Origin of the sequence: Bradyrhizobium daqingense (assembly GCF_021044685.1) — a bacterium.
GTDB classification, from domain to species: Bacteria; Pseudomonadota; Alphaproteobacteria; order Rhizobiales; family Xanthobacteraceae; genus Bradyrhizobium; species Bradyrhizobium daqingense.
Genome location: NZ_CP088014.1, coordinates 4,239,653 through 4,257,885, shown reverse-complemented (window position 1 = coordinate 4,257,885; position 18,233 = coordinate 4,239,653). Strand labels below are relative to the sequence as shown.

15 protein-coding genes and 1 pseudogene are annotated in these 18,233 nt (G+C 61.7%); 3 read left to right on the top strand and 13 right to left on the bottom strand.

Translation table 11 applies throughout. The features are described 5' to 3' along the window. Window positions 1–3: 3 nt before the first annotated feature. Both LPJ38_RS19950 and LPJ38_RS19945 read right to left on the bottom strand, forming a co-directional pair. On the bottom strand, window positions 4–741 hold the full coding sequence (locus LPJ38_RS19950; protein ID WP_145639937.1) for an SDR family oxidoreductase: 738 nt from the start codon (window positions 739–741) through the stop codon (window positions 4–6). A gap of 17 nt (window positions 742–758) precedes the next feature. Continuing rightward, window positions 759–2,363, bottom strand: a complete 1,605-nt coding sequence (locus tag LPJ38_RS19945) for a class I adenylate-forming enzyme family protein (RefSeq protein ID WP_145639775.1) — start codon at window positions 2,361–2,363, stop codon at window positions 759–761. Between the two features lie 235 nt (window positions 2,364–2,598). On the opposite strand from LPJ38_RS19945, the gene LPJ38_RS19940 reads away from it, so the two are divergent. Then, window positions 2,599–3,339 (top strand): SDR family NAD(P)-dependent oxidoreductase, encoded by a 741-nt coding sequence (locus LPJ38_RS19940; protein ID WP_145639778.1) that lies wholly within the window; start codon window positions 2,599–2,601, stop codon window positions 3,337–3,339. A gap of 1 nt (window position 3,340) precedes the next feature. Next, window positions 3,341–4,018 carry a glutathione S-transferase family protein gene (locus LPJ38_RS19935; protein WP_145639939.1) on the top strand — a complete coding sequence of 226 codons (678 nt, stop codon included), beginning with the start codon at window positions 3,341–3,343 and terminating at the stop codon, window positions 4,016–4,018. Between the two features lie 25 nt (window positions 4,019–4,043). Here LPJ38_RS19935 and LPJ38_RS19930 read toward each other — a convergent pair whose 3' ends face one another. Both LPJ38_RS19930 and LPJ38_RS19925 read right to left on the bottom strand, forming a co-directional pair. Beyond that, on the bottom strand, window positions 4,044–5,243 hold the full coding sequence (locus tag LPJ38_RS19930) for a CaiB/BaiF CoA transferase family protein (RefSeq protein ID WP_145639781.1): 1,200 nt from the start codon (window positions 5,241–5,243) through the stop codon (window positions 4,044–4,046). 100 nt (window positions 5,244–5,343) lie between these two features. Then, window positions 5,344–5,976: a 2-hydroxychromene-2-carboxylate isomerase gene (locus LPJ38_RS19925; RefSeq protein WP_018322603.1), complete on the bottom strand. Its 633-nt coding sequence runs from the start codon at window positions 5,974–5,976 to the stop codon at window positions 5,344–5,346. A 242-nt stretch (window positions 5,977–6,218) separates the two neighbouring features. On the opposite strand from LPJ38_RS19925, the gene LPJ38_RS19920 reads away from it, so the two are divergent. Continuing rightward, window positions 6,219–6,734 carry a winged helix-turn-helix transcriptional regulator gene (locus tag LPJ38_RS19920; RefSeq protein WP_145639785.1) on the top strand — a complete coding sequence of 172 codons (516 nt, stop codon included), beginning with the start codon at window positions 6,219–6,221 and terminating at the stop codon, window positions 6,732–6,734. A 430-nt stretch (window positions 6,735–7,164) separates the two neighbouring features. On the opposite strand, the pseudogene LPJ38_RS19915 reads toward LPJ38_RS19920, so the two are convergent. From LPJ38_RS19915 to phaP, 9 genes and pseudogenes are all read right to left on the bottom strand, one after another. Then, window positions 7,165–7,464 (bottom strand): annotated as a pseudogene (locus tag LPJ38_RS19915) (AraC family transcriptional regulator N-terminal domain-containing protein); the annotation flags it as partial. A gap of 193 nt (window positions 7,465–7,657) precedes the next feature. Further along, window positions 7,658–8,029: a hypothetical protein gene (locus LPJ38_RS19910; protein WP_167520668.1), complete on the bottom strand. Its 372-nt coding sequence runs from the start codon at window positions 8,027–8,029 to the stop codon at window positions 7,658–7,660. Between the two features lie 357 nt (window positions 8,030–8,386). Continuing rightward, on the bottom strand, window positions 8,387–9,763 hold the full coding sequence (locus LPJ38_RS19905; protein WP_145639787.1) for a sigma-54-dependent transcriptional regulator: 1,377 nt from the start codon (window positions 9,761–9,763) through the stop codon (window positions 8,387–8,389). Further along, window positions 9,753–11,195 carry a sensor histidine kinase gene (locus tag LPJ38_RS19900; protein ID WP_231088347.1) on the bottom strand — a complete coding sequence of 481 codons (1,443 nt, stop codon included), beginning with the start codon at window positions 11,193–11,195 and terminating at the stop codon, window positions 9,753–9,755. Before LPJ38_RS19900 ends, LPJ38_RS19905 begins: the two co-directional genes overlap by 11 nt. 445 nt (window positions 11,196–11,640) lie before the next feature. After that, window positions 11,641–12,645: a cytochrome d ubiquinol oxidase subunit II gene (locus tag LPJ38_RS19895; RefSeq protein WP_145639794.1), complete on the bottom strand. Its 1,005-nt coding sequence runs from the start codon at window positions 12,643–12,645 to the stop codon at window positions 11,641–11,643. Then, a complete protein-coding gene (locus LPJ38_RS19890; protein WP_208750608.1) occupies window positions 12,642–14,033 on the bottom strand; it encodes a cytochrome ubiquinol oxidase subunit I in 1,392 nt (463 codons plus the stop codon). The genes LPJ38_RS19895 and LPJ38_RS19890 overlap by 4 nt, the downstream gene beginning before the upstream one ends. 50 nt (window positions 14,034–14,083) lie before the next feature. Beyond that, window positions 14,084–15,406: an NAD(P)/FAD-dependent oxidoreductase gene (locus LPJ38_RS19885; RefSeq protein WP_145639799.1), complete on the bottom strand. Its 1,323-nt coding sequence runs from the start codon at window positions 15,404–15,406 to the stop codon at window positions 14,084–14,086. A 44-nt stretch (window positions 15,407–15,450) separates the two neighbouring features. Then, complete coding sequence (locus LPJ38_RS19880; protein WP_145639802.1) at window positions 15,451–17,727, bottom strand: NADP-dependent malic enzyme; 2,277 nt, start codon at window positions 17,725–17,727, stop codon at window positions 15,451–15,453. Between the two features lie 68 nt (window positions 17,728–17,795). Next, entirely contained in the window at window positions 17,796–18,221 is a 426-nt protein-coding gene (phaP, locus tag LPJ38_RS19875) for a TIGR01841 family phasin (RefSeq protein WP_145639804.1), read from the bottom strand. Window positions 18,222–18,233: the final 12 nt, after the last annotated feature.

Sequence of the window (18,233 nt, the reverse complement as noted above, 5' to 3'; positions counted from 1 at the left end):
CCGCTACCACTTCTCGCCGAAGGGACGGATCTCCAGCTCGAACGTCCATGCGCTTCTCGGCTGCTGATAGAGCTGCCAATAGGAAGTTGCGACGGAGGACGGAGGCATCAAGGCATCCGGATCGTCCAGCGCGGTGGGCCCGAGAGCCTCCAGCCGGCGTTGCCGAACCCACTCGGTATCCACGCCGGAATCGATGATGAGATGCGCGACGTGAATATTCTTCGGGCCAAGCTCGCGGGCCATGGCTTGCGCGACCGCACGAAGGCCAAACTTGGCGCTTGCGAAAGCAGCATAGCCGCTGCCGCCTCGGAGCGAGGCGGTCGCCCCGGTAAAGAAGATGTTGCCACCCCCGCGCGGAAGCATGAGGCGGGCCGCCTCGCGACCGGCCAGAAAGCCGGAATAGCAGGCCATTTCCCAGACCTTGCGGAAAACGCGTTCTGTGGTTTCCAGAATTGGGAAATTGACGTTCGCCCCGATGTTGAAGATGCAGACTTCCAGCGGCGCGTGCTTGTCCGCATCGTTGAGGAAGGAGATGATTTCGTCTTCCTTGCGAGCGTCGAGCGAGCGCGCGTGAATCTCTCCGCCGGCAGCCTCGATATCCCTGACGAGCGGAGCCAATTTTTCACCGTTACGACGGCCGGCGAAGACCGTGAAGCCTTCTGCGGCGAACTTTTTGGCGATCTCGCCGCCGATGAAGTCTCCGGCGCCGATGACGGCCACGGTTGCGTTTCTCTTTTTCAAGATGTCCTCCCGGTAAGTTAGATATGTTGCCTGCGGAATTCGGGCGTCTGCACCGCAGGGGCTGCGCCACCTTCGCGCAAACTCTCCGCGAGCTTGTGCTTGAGTATCTTGCCGGTCGATGTCGCCGGCAAGGCATCGAGGATGACAATTTCGGACGGCCGCTTGTAGGACGTAAGCTGAGACCGGACGAAATGCATCAGGGTCTCTGGTGTCGTGCAAGATCCTGGCCGCAACTGCACAAAGGCCACGATCTCCTCATTGCCGTCCACGGCACGACCGACCACAGCGGATTGCACGACGTCCTTGTGTGAACTGAGGACTGCTTCGACCTCCGCGGGATAGACGTTGAAACCGGAACGAATGATCATTTCCTTGGTGCGACCGACGATGTACAGACAATCGCCGTCGAAACGTGCGAGATCGCCGGTATTGAACCAGCCCTCGCTGTCAATCACCTTCGCGGTGAGCTCGGGGGCACGATAGTACCCCAGCATCACGTTGCGCCCGCGAACATGCAGCTCGCCGACTTCACCGGATACAGTCGGAAATCCTTCGGTGGTTCGCACCCGCGCTTCCACACCAGGCAGCAGCGTGCCAACAGCCTGATCCGAGCGTGGCCTATCGAAACGTACGCCTGATATTCCCGGCGAGCATTCGGTGATCCCGTAGCCGTTGAGCAGCGGAAGCCCGAACTCTTTTTCCACACGCAACTTCAGGTTCAAATCCAGCGGCGCGCCGGCGACGGCAATCAAGCGCAACGAGCCTCGGGGCAGTTGTTCCACGCCTGATACGCTCTTGTACTCCAGCAAGCGCTGATAGGTGGCAGGCACGCCATTGAGGATGGTGACGCCCTCCTCCGCGATGGCCTTTGCGGTCGCGGCCGGATCGTATTTGCTGACCATCCGCACCGTGCCGCCGACCATCAGCGTCATGATCAGGAGCGAGATGCCGACGATATGCGAGATCGGCAACACAAGATAGATCTTGTCCTTCTCGTTCATCCTGCGGAAGTACGCGGTGGTCTTTGCGCTGATCAGAAGATTGTCATGCGAGAGCATCACGCCCTTGGGAGTCCCCGTCGTCCCTGACGTGTAGATCAAAATCGCGACTTGCCTTGCTTGATCGGTCTCCACAGGCTGGACTGTCGCGCTTTCGTTGAGCGGGCCAACACCAATTTCCGCTAGCGGGCCAATTCGCCGGTTCTCGGCGCCGTAGCGTGAGGCGTGAGCGGCGGCCTCCTTCGAAATACCGGACGTGAAAAACATCCGCCGGGCGCCGCTGTGATCGCGGATCTGGTCCAGTTCGCGCGCCGACAAGCGCGGGTTGGCGACAATCGCCCAGGCGTCGAGCCGGCTTGTCGCCAGCAGCAAAGCAGCAAGCGCAATACAGTTTTCGCTGACAATGATCATCCGATCGCCGGCCCTGATCCCCAGCGATGAGAGCACGGCGGCGATCTCGCCAACGCGCTGCTCCAGTTCTCGATAGCTCCACGAAGCCCCGTCCTCGACCAGCGCAATCCGGTCGGGCGCTCTGGCAACCGGTCCTGCCGTTACTTCATGGATTCGTCTCGGCAAGCCGACAGCGATCTCGTCGACACTGATCGTCTCTGAAAGCTCCAGCACGACTGACCTCCCGACCGACCGTGCCAACTTTACAATGCGGCACACTTGGCTTCGGTTTATAGTTCTTTTTTAGAACTCGTCAATCGATAAATCGTCGTCGGGTTTTTCCTGGAGTCGAATGGACAATCCATCTTAGAGCATGGTTTTGCGCGGCTCATAAAAACCGTCATTTACAACGCATCATCCGACAGCTAGTCTACAGTATCAAATAAGAACTTAAAGGGAGGATTGAGGAATGGCGGCGCGCGGTGTAGCGATACTTGTTGGCGCAGGCGATGCCATTGGCGCGGCGGTCGCCCGGCGTTTTGCCCGAGGCGGCTATACGGTTTGCATCTGCAGGCGCGATGCCTCCAAATCGCAGGGACTGGTGGCCGAGTTGAGGGCTGCGGGGCATGACGTCCACGCATTCAGCGTGGATGCGCGCCAGGAAGCTGAAGTCCAAGGCATTTTCGCGCGGGTCGAGAAAGAGCACGGGCCCGTCGAGGTTTGCCTCTACAATGCCGGCTCGAACGTCAACAAGCCTCTGCTCGACACGACGGAGAAGTTGTTCTTCAAAGCCTGGGAACTCGCCTGCTATGGTGGTTTCCTGGTTGGACGTGAGGCTGCCCGCGTGATGCTGTCGCGCGGACGCGGCACCATCTTCTTTACGGGTGCGACGGCAAGCGTGCGTGGCGGCTCGGGGTTTGCAGCATTTTCATCAGCGAAGTTCGGACTTCGAGCAGTGGCCCAGGCGATGGCGCGCGAGCTTGGACCGAAGAACATTCACGTCGTGCATCTCCTGATCGACGCCGGCGTGGATAGCGAGGCGATTCACCAACGCATGAAGGCAGCGAAGGGGATCGAAGCAAGCGATATTCCGCCGGATAGCCTGACCAAGACGTCTTCCATTGCCGAAGCCTATTGGTTCACCCACCAGCAAAGCAAAGATGGCTGGACCCACGAGCTCGATCTCCGTCCGTCCGTGGAGAAATGGTAAGATGGATGCGACACCAAACCTGACCCTGTGGGGCGTTGGAACGAGTCGCACCGTTCGTCCGCATTGGGCCATGCACGAACTGGGCTTAGCCTATAAGACAAAACCCATTGGCCCGCGAACTGGCGAAACCAAGACCGCAGAATACTCGAAGCTCAATCCGCGCCAGAAGATCCCGCTGCTTCAGGATGGCGACTTCTGCATCGGCGAGAGCGCAGCGATCGTTGCCTACCTGTCGCGCATGTATTCCACGCCGGAACGATCGCTGATTCCGGAAGCCCCGCGCGAGTATGCCGCGTGGCTGGAATGGTGCTTCTTTATCGTCGCGGAGCTGGATTCCACCAGCCTTTACGTGATGCGCCGCCATCGGGCCGACGCGCTCGGACCGATCTACGGCATTGCACCCGAGGTCGTTGCCCAGGCCGGCGAGTATTTCCGCCAGCAGTTGCGCCATGTCGAAGTTGCGCTCGCAGATGGCCGGCAATTCCTGATGGGCGACCGGTTTACGAGCGCGGACATCCTGCTCACGACCTGCCTAGAGTGGGCGATCGCCTATGGCGTCGGCATTTGCGACAACGCCCAGCCCTATCTCGAACGCATCAGGAAACGGGAAGCCTTTCAGCGAGCCGTTGCGGCGAATGTTCCGATGGCACCGATCACACCGGCGGCGGCGAAGGTCTAGAATACGTCGCCAACGGGTTTCGCGGTTAGACCGCGACGCGCACGCTGCGCTCGGCGACCATCTTGTCGATGGCGCCGTCGTCGTAGCCCAGCTCGTGCAGCACGTCGCGGGAGTGCTCGCCCACCCTGGGAGCAGGCCCACCGATCGCGGCCTCGTTGATCGCAAAACGCGCTGCCGGCTTAGGTTGCCGCACCCGCCCCACCTTCGGTTGATCGAACTCGGCAATGATATCGCGCGCGACCACCTGTTCATTGTGGATGATCTCGCCCCGCCGCAGGATCGGCGAACAGGGGACGTCGGCGGCATCCAGACGCTCCAGCCATTCTGCGGTGGTGTGCTGGCTGATATATTCGGCCATTTTGTTGATGCGTGCCGTGGCGTTGACCGAGCGCGCCGATGGCGTCGCAAACCGGGGATCCTTGGCAAGCTCGGGGTCGCCGGTGGCGCGGCAAAAACCCTGCCATTCGGAATCGGAAATAGTACCGGCGGTGATGTAGCCGTCGCTGGTCTTGAACACGAGATCAGGCCGATCGTTAGGATCGGCAGCAGTGGCCTCGGCACCCACCACCGTGTATTGCATCATGCCTTCCGGCCACAAATACGAGATCATCGCATCCAACATGGCGACCTGGATGTGATCACCTTGCCCTGTCTTCTCGCGGGCATAGAGTGCTGCCGCGACCGCCTGGGCGGTGAACACCGCGGTAGTCTTGTCACATACGATGGTTCGGATCATCTGCGGACGGTTCGTGACCGGCTGCGACTGGATATCGGCAAAGCCCGAGAGGCCCTGAATGATCGGATCGTAAACACGCTTCTTCACATAGGGTCCGGTGTCACCAACACCGCTGATCGAAACATAGATCAGGCGCGGATGTCGCTGGCGCAACTCTTCCACGCCGAGACCGAGACGCTCCATGGTGCCCGGCCGGAAATTCTGCACCAGGACATCGGTTTGCGCGACCAGTTTGGCGAGAACCTCGCGGCCGGCTGCGATTTTGACGTCAATCGAGAGCGAGCGCTTGCCACGGTTCGAAGAAATGAATAGCGCGGAGAACTCGCCATCCTTATCAATGGTGGCGCGGCTCCGCCGGGTTATGTCGCCGCCGATCGGCTCGATTTTTAGGACGTCCGCGCCCTGATCCGCCAGGAACATGGTCGCGAAAGGACCCGACACCACGCCTGTCAAATCGAGGACGCGAACGCCGTTGAGGGGACCGGGCATTACATTCTCCCTGAATTGACTTTGTTATAAGGCCGACTGAGGTTTCGTCATGCAGGTGCGCGGACGTCTGCCCGGCCCTGCAAGGCTCCAGGTTCTGGCCTTAGGCCGTCTTCGAAACGGGCTGGCCGATCTGCTCGACGATCGACTCCTCCACATCGCGAAGCTGGTCCTTGCCGAAGAACATCTCGTTTCCAACGAAGAAAGTCGGCGAGCCGAATGCGCCGCGGTTGACCGCGTCGGTGGTCCGATCGATCAGCCGCTTCTTGACGTCATCCTGCTGTGCACGCGCAATCAGCCGGTCGATATCGACGCCTGAGGAGATGAATGCCTTTCGGAAAGTTTCAAGGTCATCCATCTTCTTCGGCTCCTCCCACATGTGGTGATAGGCCGCGCGGAAATACGGCTCGAACACGCCTTCGAACTGCGCCGCGACGGCACCGCGCATCAACATCAGCGTATTGACCGGAAAGAACGGATTGGGACGAAACTTCGTCACGTTATGGCGGCGAATGAAGCGCTGGGTCTCCAGAGCCTGGTATTCCGGCTTGTTCTTGATGCCACGAAGGGAATCGAACGGGGACATGTTGCCGGTCGCCTTGAAGATGCCACCGAGCAGGATCGGGACATATTCGAATTTCACGCCGGTGCGCCGTTCGATTCCCGGAAGGGCCAGTTCCGCGAGGTAAGCATTCGGACTGCCGAAATCGAACAGGAATTCAACTTTGAGGGACATGTCAGCTCCTCCCGCAGAGCGCGATGTTGGTCAGATTTGGGTGATCTTCTAGGCCGAACGCAGGCTGTCCCTCATTTCTATAGTTCTAAAATTGAACTGTCAAATCTGCTCTGAAATCACGGGGTTTCGGACGATTGGCGGGGGTATTGTATCCACTTTAGTACCTATCTAGAATGGTGTGAGCGGCGCCTGCCGCTTCCCCCGATTCGAGCGAAACAGGCGCCGGCCGACCGGAGAGCAGAATGAAATGGGATGAACTTGAGGAAGAGCCGTGTTCGATGGCTCGCACCATCGGTGTGATTGGTGACCGCTGGACTCTTCTGATTCTCCGCGAATGCTTCCTGCGCACGCGCCGCTTCGAGGGTTTTCAGTCAGCGCTCGGAATTACACGGCATTTGCTCGCCGAGCGGTTGAAGAAGCTGGTCCGGCAGGGCGTCCTGCGCCGCATTCCCTATCAGGAGTCGCCTAAACGCCACGAGTATATCCTGACGCAAAAGGGCCTCGATCTCTATCCGATCATGATGGCGCTCGTGCATTGGGGCGACACCCACATGGTCGACGAACGCGGACGCCCCCTGCTGCACGAGCATCGCAAGTGCGGCAAGATGTTTGACCCCGTGATGGTGTGCTCCGAATGCGGAGAGCCGCTTTCGGCCAAGGAAGTTCATGTCCATCCTGGTCCAGGCGCGCGCCCGACTCCGGAGAGAGTCTTGCTCGACAAAAAGGCAAAGCCGAAGCCCCGCAAGAAAGCGGCTTAAGAGCGTCAAGCCGCCTTTCCCGCAACGGCAAGGCGACTCGCCCCACAACGCAGTATTCAGTCTGCTGGCAAATTCGACGCCGATAGCCTCGAACATCCGGTCAGGATGGAAAAGGTGAGTTGCTGGTTAATCAGATGCCCGCCCTCATAGCCGGACGGGAGGCCTATGGCTGCGACGCCCGCCGACAAGCTCAAGCTTTTTCGCATCCGCCGCGCACCCAAAGGCGGGCGCAAGACGGGCCGCGAGAACTTTTCCTTCAGGCGACGAGACCGACGACGCCAGGATGCCAGTCTTCGGACGTGCTGCTCGTGTCGCGCCTGGACGCGCTCTTCCTCGGCCTCTTGGCAACATTCTTGCTGACGGCTTAAGCACGATTAGGCCTGTTGTTCCACGCTGACCGCCTCCAAGCTTGTCGTCCTTTTCGGCTGGGTTGGCGCGCCTCCTGCAGCCGGAGTTGTTTTTGATACTGGAGAGGGCTGAGGCTGGTCATAGCCAAGAAGTGGCGATGCAGGCTTGCCCGGCTCATGCCACTCGCGGCGCATAACGCCTCGATGCGCAGCTGGGTGTTATGATTGTCCCTGATTCACTGAACGGCCCGTCGGATGCGACCCAGTGGACCCTCGGGCTGAGCGATCTGACGCATCAGCCGTCCCTGCGGACCTTGCAGGAGACGATAGAGCAATTCCCGTTCGACCATGGGGCCGAGAACGGGGATATCGTTCGGGGTGTCCGGCTCACGCTGGTCTACGATAGATTCTTCTTGATCTCCCGGTGCACACGTCGCGCACACGCCGCTATCTAACCAATTGAAAAACCAGAACTCTCGCTCCAATCCATCATGGGCGCCACGGAGAAGATATAGCCTTAATATTTCACTGCTTTACCTGTGTGAGGCGATCTGGATTACACATTGCTCTCACCTCCTAGCGTCTCGTGGCATCATGCTCAAGATCGCGCTCTCGAGCAATCGTGATCGTCAAACTGCCCTTGCCCAGATCCGCCACGAGATTGTCCAGGCCGGACTTGAGGCTCTGACCATCGGTCTCGGTCGCAAGCTTGATCACATCGGGATTGGTGGCGATAAAATTGGTCGGGCTCATCGCTTCAACGAGTTGGCGCGTGAAGAAGCGCAGCCGATTTTTTTCCTTTTCGACCATGTCCAGGGCTTCGACGAAGTCGGTGCAGTAACGCGAGTTCAGCAAATAGGATTGCTTCAACAGGCTGTAGAGCTGACTCTCCCGCCACTCCGTGCTGCTGAACCTGCGGTTCGCCGCGCGCTGGTTCGACGCCCCCATTGCCCTGCCCGCCTGCCGTGGATGTCATGAAGTGCTCTGTGAGTTGGTACAGGCCCTTCAGATAGTCGGCCTGCAGCTCGGCCATTCGTCCCGAAGACACCAGAGACGGGTTGATCGCCGCGCCGGCGCGTTCATCGCTTGTCGGCCACCCCAGCGATCGCCACAGGCTCGCGCCCGCCTTCGCGAAAGCGTCAACGAACTCATCAGGCATATTGAATGGCCGCTCCATTGGATTTCCCTCACTCTGCAAGCAGGATGATGTGTTGCGTTTCCACCGGGGCGGCTCTATTCGGCGCCCTCTTCATTCTTGGCCGTGCGCATGCCACATCCGCCTGCCTGCACCCTCGCTCCGGAACGTCAGTTTCCCGCGCGGACGACCGAGCCTTCGCGGATGCCGTCGACGTTCACGGCGAGACGCTTGATCTTGTCGTACAAGGTCTGCTTCGGGATGCCCAAAAGCGTTGCGGTTGCCTGCACGTCGCCCTGCTTGCGCCGCAGCGCGTCCTCGATGATTGATCGCTCGATGTTTTCGAGCTGTCGCGGCAACGACAGATCCGACGTTCCAAACCCGGATTTGTTGATCGCCTTGCCGTCCAGGACACCCAGCACGAAGCGGTCGGCGACGTTGCGGAGCTCGCGTACATTGCCGGGCCAGGAATAGGCCAGCAGAGCGGACATCGTCTGTTCATCCAATATCGGTGCATCACGCTCGAACCGCCTGGCGGCGTCCAGCGTGAAATGCTCGAACAACAGGGGAATGTCTTCGCGGCGCTCGCGAAGCGGGGGGAGTTCGATGAAAGCGACGCCGAGACGGTAGTAGAGATCGGCGCGAAACAGCTTCCTTTCGCTCAGCTCGAACAAGTTCGCCTTGCTCGCCGCGACCACCCGGCAGTCCACCGCGATCGGCTTGTTGGTCCCGACGCGCTCGATCGACCGGTCCTGCAACGACCGGAGCAACTTCACCTGAACGCTCAGCGGCATGCTCTCGATTTCATCGAGGAACAGCGTTCCGCCATTGGCATACTCGATCTTGCCAATGCGCTGGCGGGTGGCTCCGGTGAAGGCTCCGACTTCGTGGCCGAACAGCTCACTCTCGACCAGCGATTCGGGCAGCCCGCCGCAGTTGACGGCGACGTAATTGCCGGCGCGCCGCCCACTGTGATTGTGCAGACAACGCGCGACCACGTCCTTGCCGGTGCCAGTCTCGCCGTAGATCGTCACGTCCACATTGGTCGAGGCCAGAGTGGAGACCAGTCTGCGCACTTCCTGGATCTGCGGAGACCGGCCGAGCAGACTTGCCTCGATACCCTGGCGGTCCGACAGCGCGGACCGCAGCGAGCGAACCTCGAGAGTCAGACGTCTCTTTTCGGCCGCCCGTCGTACGACGGATACGAGTTGCTCCGACGAGCACGGCTTCTCGATGAAGTCGTAGGCACCGTTTCGCATCGCCTGAACGGCCATTGAGATATCGCCGTGTCCGGTGATCAGAAGCACGGGCAGGTCCGGATCCAACCTGCGCAGATCGGCCTGCCAATCCAGGCCGCTCTTGCCACGCAGCCGCACGTCGCAGACCACGACAGAGGCCATGTCGGCGCGCACGGACGCATTGGCGGTCTCGACCGAGGCAAAACCAGAGACCTGGAACCCCGCAAGTTCGAGCGCCTGGACGCCGCCGATGCGGACATCCTCGTCGTCCTCGACGTAGATCACGCCAATGGATTGGTCATCGCCCATGCGAAGCCGCCTCTGTCATCTCAGCCAAGGGGAGGATCACGACAAATTCCGCGCCATCAGGAAGATTTCGCCCGTGCAATTCGCCGCCAAAAGAACGCGCGATGTGGTTGGACAACATCAGGCCGAGACCGAGGCCCTTGCCCGCGGGCTTGGTCGTCACGAACGGCTCGAACATGCGCCTGAGGACGTCGGGGGCGATCGCAGGGCCGCTGTTGCTGATCGCGATGCGGCAGCGGGCGGCGTGCCCCTCCTCCCTGGTGGCCCGGATCACAATCGACTTTCGTTCGGCGCCCTCGACGGCATCCAGCGCATTCGCCACGATGTTGCACAGCAGTTGCTCGAGCCTCGTCTGGTCGGCAACGACGCTGAGGTCGGCCTCGATATTCGTGACGATGCGGACGCCACTCTCCTTGACGCGCGCGGCGAATATCTTGAGCGTCTCGCTCATGGCCTGTTCGACCGATATCGCGCCGAGGGGGCTGCTTGACTTGTAGGCGAAGACCCTGAGCTGTCCGGTCAGGCGCCCGAGCCTGCGTACCAGTTCGCCGATCCGAGTGAGGTTGCCGCGGGCAGCGTCGACCGCCCCACGGTCGACGAGCAGGACCGCATTGTCGGCCGCGGTCTGCAGCGCAGCCAAGGGCTGATTCAGTTCATGCACAATTCCGGCCGACATCTGTCCGAGGGCCGCCAGCTTGCCGGCATGGACCAGCTCATCCTGCGCCGCGCGTAGCTCGGCGGTTCGTTCCTGCACCCTGGTCTCGAGCATGTCGTGCGCCGCCTGCAATGCGGCCTGATTGGCCAGTCGTTGCCTGATTGCTCTGCGCCGTTGCACCACCAGCCCCAGCGCCAGCAAGGCAGCGAGGGAGGCAAGGCCCGACAACGTGCCGATAATCAGCGCCGTCTGCCGGATCGGCGCCTCGTCATCGAGGAGGACGAGCTTCCAGAGGCCCCTATTGATCGGAAGCTCGCTGACCGTATAGGCCGTTCCATTCCCGGTGACGACGCGCGCGGTACCGTCTTCCGGCCGAGCGACGACGGTCCAATCGAGTGGCGCCAGATTGTGGTCCGCATAAGGCTTGGACCGCGCAATATCGTCGAGCATCTCGCGCGACAGCGTCGCCATCGGGCGATAGCGCCAGGCGTCGCGGGAGGCGAGTATCGTCACGCCCCGTTCGTCGACGAGAAGTGCATCGCCGGAAAGATCGCGCCATCCGCGTTCGAACGAATCCAGATTGATCTTGACGGCGGCGATCCCCTTGGTGACCCCGCCGTCCTTCAGGGCATAGGACAGATAGTAGCCGGCGCGCGCACTGGTGATGCCGACACCGAAAAACGCGCCCCGGCCACGCGCAAGAGCCTCGCTCACATAGGGACGATATGAAAGATTGCGGCCGACCGGCGTGCCGGGGTCATCGAAGTCGGCCGCGGCCAAGGCTTCGCCCGAGACGCTCAGGACGTAAAGATTGTCGGCCCCGGCAAGCAGATTGATCGACTTCAGATACAGGCTGACCGATTGCTGCAGCGCGGGATCGGCGGGATCGCCGAGCAACTTGAAGACGCTTGGGGACGTATCGAGCAGCGATGGCAAATATTCAAATCTGGAGAGATAACCGTCGAGCCTGGCAGCCTCCACCGCAAGCCGCTGCTGGGCGGCAACGTGCAGATGGTCAAGTCCCCGTTGGAACGCCAAGGCATATCCGAGCCACGAAGCGGCTGTGACCATGGCGAGAGCAGCTGTTCCGCGAACAAGCCAACGCACGGAGCTGGACGCGGTCGGACCGACTTCAGGCCTCGTTTTGACGGTCACCGGGAATGGAATCTCCGTCATCTTGTGAACCAGGACCAACCGAGGAGCGTCGGCCATAGCAAAGCATGGCTCACGCATAGTCCAACTCTATGGTTTTGCCCCGGAATACGCGATAGGAAAATCCGGTATAGGCGACGATGACGGGCAGCGTGACACAGACCCCGATCAGGATGATCTTGAGCGAATCCGGGCTGCTCGCAGCCTCCCAGACCGTGAGCCTGTCGATCACCACGAAGGGATAGATGCTGTAGCTGAGGCCGAGAAAACTCAGCAGGAAGACCAGCACGAGCAAAGCAAACGGTAACCAGCAGAGCGCGCCGCGCACGGCGGAGGAGCCGAGCACCACGCGCACGGTCAGGAGCGCGATCCCCGCGGTCACCGGGATCGATGCCACGGCAATGATCGCCGGCAAGGTGAACCACCGTTCGCGAACGGTCTCGCTGATCCACGGCGTTGCCATCGAAATCAGGATCAGGCCGAAGACCATCGGCGGCCAGGCGATCTTGCTCCACTCGATCGCCTTGCCCTGCAGCGCGCCATCCGTCTTCATCACCAGCCACGTGGCGCCGAGCAGCGCGTAGGCCATCGGCAGCGCGATCGCGATGGCGCCGGCAAAGATCGGATAGTTCCAGCCCTCGCCGAAGCCGCTGACATAACGACCGAGCATCCATCCCTGACACACGGACGCAAGCATCGAGCCGGCGATGAACAGGCGATCCCACATCTCCTTCCGGCTGGCCTTCGCCTTGACCCTGAAATCGAAGGCCGCACCGCGCAGGATCAGACCGACCAGCATGAGCGTCGTCGGCAGGTACAGTTCCGACAGGACCAGCCCGTGCGCCTTGGGGAAAGCAATCAGGAGAAGCCCGACACCCAGGACCAGCCAGGTCTCATTGGCATCCCAGAACGGGCCGATGGACGCGACCATGGTGTCCCGCTCCTCGGGCGTCGCGCGGTGCATCAACATGCCCACGCCGAGATCGTATCCGTCGCTCACGACGTAGACGAGCAGCGACACGCCCATCAACCCGATGAAGATCAGCGGAAGCACTTCGTCGAACGACATCGAAGTCATGCGAACTCTCCCTCCCGCCGATAATCCTGCGGCTCTCCTGCCAGGCTCGCCGACACGTTGCCATACGATTCCTTGTCCGCTGTCTCCGCCATGTATTTGAGCACGCCGACATAGGCCACGAGCAGCGCCAGATAGACCACGACATAGATGGCGAACGTCACGGCGATGCTCGATGACGGCACCCGTGAAGCGACATCGGCCGTTCGAACGAGCCCGGAAACGATGAACGGTTGGCGCCCAATCTCCGTGACGTACCATCCGGCAATGGTCGCGACCCAGCCGGAAAAGGTCATGCCCGCAAATATCCGCAGCATCGGCCGCGGCATTTTGGCGAAATCCCAGCCGTCGCGCCAATGCCGCCACAGGCCGATCCAGCTGACGAGCAGCATCAATATGCCGGTGCCCACCATGATGCGAAACGACCAGAACAGCGGCAGGACCGGCGGATGAGCGGATGGAAACTCGTTCAGCCCCTTGAGCTCCCCATCGGGATCGTGAAGAAGGATCAGGCTCGCGAGCTTCGGCACTGCGAGCTCGAAATGGTTCGTTCTCGCCGCATCATCCGGGATCGCGAACAGCAGCAGCGGCGCGCCGCGCGTGGTCTCCCAAATGCCTTCGACCGCCGCGATCTTCTGCGGCTGATGCTTGAGCGTATTGAGCCCGTGAAAGTCGCCCGCCACCATCTGTGCCGGCGCCGCCAGCGCGGCAAGGACCAGCCCGGTCCGCAGCACGCGTGACGCACTGGCGGTCGCGACGCCTTTCATCAGCTGCCAGGCGCTGACCCCGATCAACAGGAACGCACAGGTCAGCGCGGACGCGAGCACCATATGGACCAGCCGATACGGGAAGGACGGATTGAAGATGATCTCGAGCCAGCTGCGCGCGTGAAACTGCCCGTTGACGATCTCGTAACCGGCCGGCGTCTGCATCCACGAATTGAGTGCCAGGATCCAGAACGCGCTCATCAACGTGCCGAACGCGACGAGGATGGTCGCACCGAGGTGAACCATCTCGCCGACCCGGCGATGGCCGAACAGCATGACGCCGAGGAATCCCGCCTCCAGGAAAAATGCGGTCAGCACCTCATAACCGAGCAGCGGGCCGGCGATGTTGCCGACGCGCTCCATGTAGCCCGGCCAGTTGGTGCCGAACTGGAAGCTCATGGTGACGCCGCTGACGACGCCGAGCGCGAATGTCAGGGCGAACACTTTCGTCCAGTGCCGGTAAGCCCGAAGCCAGTCGATCTTCTGCTGCGGATCAGCCGCGCGCAGGTGCTTGAACCTGAAGAACAGCAGCATCCAGCCCAGCGCGATCGAAATCGACGGGAACAGGATATGGAACGTGATGTTGGCGGCGAACTGCATGCGCGCAAGGAACAATGCGTCCATCAACATCCCTCCCGGTCCAGGCAACATCTCGTAAGTGACTCAGAAGCGCGTCAATGCAGCTTCACATGCGGCTCGGTGCGCCGGGTGATCAGGCGAGCCAGCGTGTCCAGCGCGACCTTGATCCAACCATGCAGCGCGTGTTCGTGCATCTTGTAGAGCGACAGGTACATCATCCGCGCGAACATGCCTTCGAACACCAGGCTGCCGCCCACCAGCGCGCCCATCATCGAGCCGACCGTGCTGAATTCGCCGAGCGACACCAGCGATCCGAAGTCCCGATAGCGATACTCTTTCAGCGGCTCGCCTCGAAGATAGCGCGGGATCTGCGAGTAGAGATGGGAAGCCTGCTGGTGCGCCGCCTGCGCGCGCGGCGGGACGTTTCCGCGCTCGCCCCATGAGCAGGCCGAGCAATCGCCGATGGTAAAGACGCTGTCGTCGCGCGTCGTCTGCAATGTCGGCCGCACCACCAGCTGATTAATGCGATTGGTCTCGAGGCCGGCGATATCCTTCAGGAAGTCTGGCGCCTTGACTCCCGCCGCCCAGACGATCAGTTCGGCGGGGATCGTCCGGCCGTCCGTCAGGCTGACGCGATCGGAACCGACCTCGGAGACTTTGGCGCCGGTCAGCACCTCGACCCCGAGCCTGGCGAGCAGCTTTTCCGTCTCCTTCGAGACCCGTTCGGGCAACGCGGGAAGTACCCGATCGGCGGCTTCGATCAAGGTGATCCTGATATCCTTGTGCGGATCGACCTGGTCGAGACCGTACGCCACAACCTCCCGCGTCGTCCTGTGGAGCTCGGCGGCCAGCTCGACACCGGTGGCCCCGGCGCCGATGATTGCGACCTTCAGCTGATGCGTTCCCAGCGGCGCCGATTGGGCATGGGCGCGGATGCAGGCGTTGACCATGCGCTCGTGGAACCGCCGCGCATCGAGCTGCGATTCCAGCTTGATCGCATGATCGGCGACGCCGCGCGTGCCGAAATCGTTGTTCTGGCTTCCAACGGCCACCACGAGGACGTCATAGTCGAAGATCCGCTTCGGAGTGACTTCCCGGCCCTCGGAATCGAGATAGGGCGCGACCAGCACCTGGCGCTTGTCCCGGTCGATCCCGATCATCTCGCCGATGCGATAGCGGAAGCCGTGCCAATAGGACTGCGCGAGATAGTCGACCTCGTGAGCCGAGATATCCATGCTGCCGGCTGCGATCTCGTGCAGCTTCGGCTTCCACACATGGGTGCGGTTTCGCTCGATCAGCGTGACGTCGAGCTTGCCCTTGCGTCCGTATTTATCGCCGAGGCGCGTCGCAAGCTCCAGTCCGCCGGCTCCTCCGCCGACGATCACAATCCGGGGTTTTCCCAATTGCGACTTACCCATGATGGCCTCGACCAAGCGCGCTCACACGTGTCCAATCCTCCGGATCAGGCCCTCTCGGACACTGCATCCGCGACAGCGACCGCCGCCATGTTCACGATGCGCCGGACGGTGGACGATGGCGTGAGGATGTGGGCCGGCTTCGCCGCGCCGAGCAGGATGCCGCCGACCGTCAGTCCCTGCCCCGCTGCCATCCTGAGCAAATTGTAGGAGATGTTGGCGGCGTCGAGATTCGGCATCACCAGCACGTTCGCCGGCCCCTCGAAACCGGAATCCGGAAACTCGTGATGCAGCACCGACGGAGACAACGCAGCGTCGCCGCGCATCTCGCCTTCGACCGCGAGATCGGGAGATCGCGCGAGAATGATCGCGCGCGCCTCTCGCATCTTGTGCGCTTCCGGAACCGCGGAGCTTCCGAAGCTCGAATGAGACAGCAACGCGACCCGAGGGGTAATGCCAAATCGGCTCACCTCCGCCGCCGCCATCAGTGCGATATCGGCGACCTGTTCGGCGGTCGGATTGAGATTGCAATGGGTGTCGCAGATGAAGAGCTGATGCTGCTGCAGGATCAGCATCTGCATCACCGCGAGCGTCCGCACGCCCTCGCGCGGTCCGATCACGTTGCGGATCGCCGCCACGTGATCGGACGTCCTGCCGATGACCCCGCACAGCATCGCGTCGCCGAGGCCCCTTTCGAGCAGTATCGAGGCGAGCACGGTCGCGTTGCTGCGCGTCTCCGAGAGCGCCAAGGCGGATGACACGCCGTCGCGCTTCCTGCGCCCGTGGTAGACATCTGCGCATTGGGAGTAGACCTCGGAATCGTGCGGATCGATGATCTCGCAGTCGCTCCCCGGCTTGAGCCGGAGACCGAAGGACTTGATCCGCTCCTCGATGGTCGACGGACGGCCGACCAGCAAGGGCTTTGCAATTCGCTCGTCGATGACGACCTGGGCCGCGCGCAGGACGCGCTCGTCTTCGCCCTCGGCCAGAAGCAGCGACTTGCCGCTTCCCTTCGCGATCGAGAACACCGGCTGCATCGCGTTGCCGGAATGGTAGACGAACCGGCTCAGCTGCTGGCGATAGGCTTCCATGTCAGCGATCGGACGCCTGGCGACGCCGCTGTCGGCCGCGGCCTTGGCGACCGCAGGCGCCACGACTTCGATCAGCCGCGGATCGAGCGGCTTTGGAATGAGGTAGTTGCGGCCAAAGCGGAGATCCTCTCCCTTGTACGCCACGGCGACCACCTCGGGCACCTCCGCCATCGCCAGGTCCGCCAGCGCACGCACCGTCGCGAGCTTCATCTCCTCGTTGATAGTCGTCGCCCCACAGTCGAGCGCGCCCCTGAAGATGAAGGGAAAACAGAGGACGTTGTTGATCTGGTTGGGATAGTCCGACCGTCCCGTGCCGATGATCGCATCGGGGCGAACCGCCAGCGCATCTTCCGGCATGATTTCCGGAATCGGGTTGGCCATGGCAAAGATCAGCGGATCGCGTGCCATCCGCTTGATCATGTCTTGCGTCAGCACCTTGCCGGCCGACAGGCCCAGAAAGATATCCGCGTCCTGGATGATCTCATCGAGCTTTCGAGCCTCGGTTTTCACCGCATAGCGCGCCTTGTTGTCGTCCATGCCTTCCGTGCGACCGGCATAGACCACGCCTTTCGCGTCGGTGACGATGATACGGTCCTGCGGCAGGCCGAGGCTGACGATGAGATCGAGACACGCCAGCGCGGCGGCCCCGGCGCCGGAGCAGACCAGCTTGACCTCGGTGATGTCCTTCTTGACCAGCTTCAATCCGTTGAGGATTGCCGCTGCAGCGATGATCGCGGTGCCGTGCTGATCGTCATGGAAGACCGGTATCTTCATTCGCTTGCGGAGCTGCTGTTCGATGTAGAAGCATTCCGGCGCCTTGATGTCCTCCAGGTTGATGCCGCCGAAGGTCGGCTCCATCCTGGCGATGGTTTCGATCAAGGCGTCGGGGTCCTCCTCGGCAAGCTCGATGTCGAACACGTCGATCCCGGCGAACTTCTTGAACAGGCAGGCCTTGCCTTCCATGACGGGCTTGCCCGCCAGAGCCCCGATATTGCCGAGCCCCAGCACGGCCGTACCGTTGGTGATGACGGCCACCAGGTTGCTGCGCGCTGTCAGCTGGTCCGCCTGTAACGGGTCCTTGGCGATGACGAGGCAGGGCTCCGCGACGCCAGGCGAATAGGCCAGCGACAGATCGCGTTGCGTCGCCATCGCCGTGGTCGGCACGACCGAAATCTTTCCCGGCCTCGGCAGGCGATGATATTCGAGCGCGGCTTCCCTGAGATCCTGATCCATCCTCTTCCCCGTTCTTGCGCTTGTTCGATGGGCGGATACGCCCCGTTGCCCCTACCGGCCGGTCGACTTCAGGTGCTGCCGCCGCGTGCACGTAATGCGGCCATTCCCTCGTCGAAACGCCGCCTCAATATGTCGATCGTCTGCTTCTGCTGCTCGGTTGCGGTCTCGGCGAGCTGGCGCATGTTGGCGAGAGCCGTCTCGAATCCCTGCCGCGCGATCTCGGTTCGCCGGCCCGTCGCGGCCTCGTTGCCCGCCTCTGCCGCGATCGCGGTCATCGTTTCCTGGAAGACCTCGGCTTGCCGCGCCATCAGGTTCCGCCAGCTCTCATAGGCCGAGCGGTTGACCTCGATCAGGGCGTCGATGTTCTTCTTCTCCATCTCGAGCAACGCCTTCATATCGACGCCGCTGATCTGGCAGGTTTCGATGAGCTTGGCGAAGTCGAGACCCGGGAGGCCCCAATCGGTCGCGCCTGCCTTCGGTTTTCCGTCGGACATGTCCCTCTCCTT

Coding starts and splice junctions, on each gene's coding strand:
- LPJ38_RS19885 (WP_145639799.1), bottom strand. CDS start 15,406: ATGGGTAAGTCGCAATTGGGAAAACCCCGGATTGTGATCGTCGGCGGA.
- LPJ38_RS19920 (WP_145639785.1), top strand. CDS start 6,219: ATGAAATGGGATGAACTTGAGGAAGAGCCGTGTTCGATGGCTCGCACC.
- LPJ38_RS19905 (WP_145639787.1), bottom strand. CDS start 9,763: ATGGGCGATGACCAATCCATTGGCGTGATCTACGTCGAGGACGACGAG.
- LPJ38_RS19930 (WP_145639781.1), bottom strand. CDS start 5,243: ATGCCCGGTCCCCTCAACGGCGTTCGCGTCCTCGATTTGACAGGCGTG.
- LPJ38_RS19935 (WP_145639939.1), top strand. CDS start 3,341: ATGGATGCGACACCAAACCTGACCCTGTGGGGCGTTGGAACGAGTCGC.
- phaP (WP_145639804.1), bottom strand. CDS start 18,221: ATGTCCGACGGAAAACCGAAGGCAGGCGCGACCGATTGGGGCCTCCCG.
- LPJ38_RS19910 (WP_167520668.1), bottom strand. CDS start 8,029: ATGGGGGCGTCGAACCAGCGCGCGGCGAACCGCAGGTTCAGCAGCACG.
- LPJ38_RS19925 (WP_018322603.1), bottom strand. CDS start 5,976: ATGTCCCTCAAAGTTGAATTCCTGTTCGATTTCGGCAGTCCGAATGCT.
- LPJ38_RS19940 (WP_145639778.1), top strand. CDS start 2,599: ATGGCGGCGCGCGGTGTAGCGATACTTGTTGGCGCAGGCGATGCCATT.
- LPJ38_RS19890 (WP_208750608.1), bottom strand. CDS start 14,033: ATGGACGCATTGTTCCTTGCGCGCATGCAGTTCGCCGCCAACATCACG.
- LPJ38_RS19895 (WP_145639794.1), bottom strand. CDS start 12,645: ATGACTTCGATGTCGTTCGACGAAGTGCTTCCGCTGATCTTCATCGGG.
- LPJ38_RS19880 (WP_145639802.1), bottom strand. CDS start 17,727: ATGGATCAGGATCTCAGGGAAGCCGCGCTCGAATATCATCGCCTGCCG.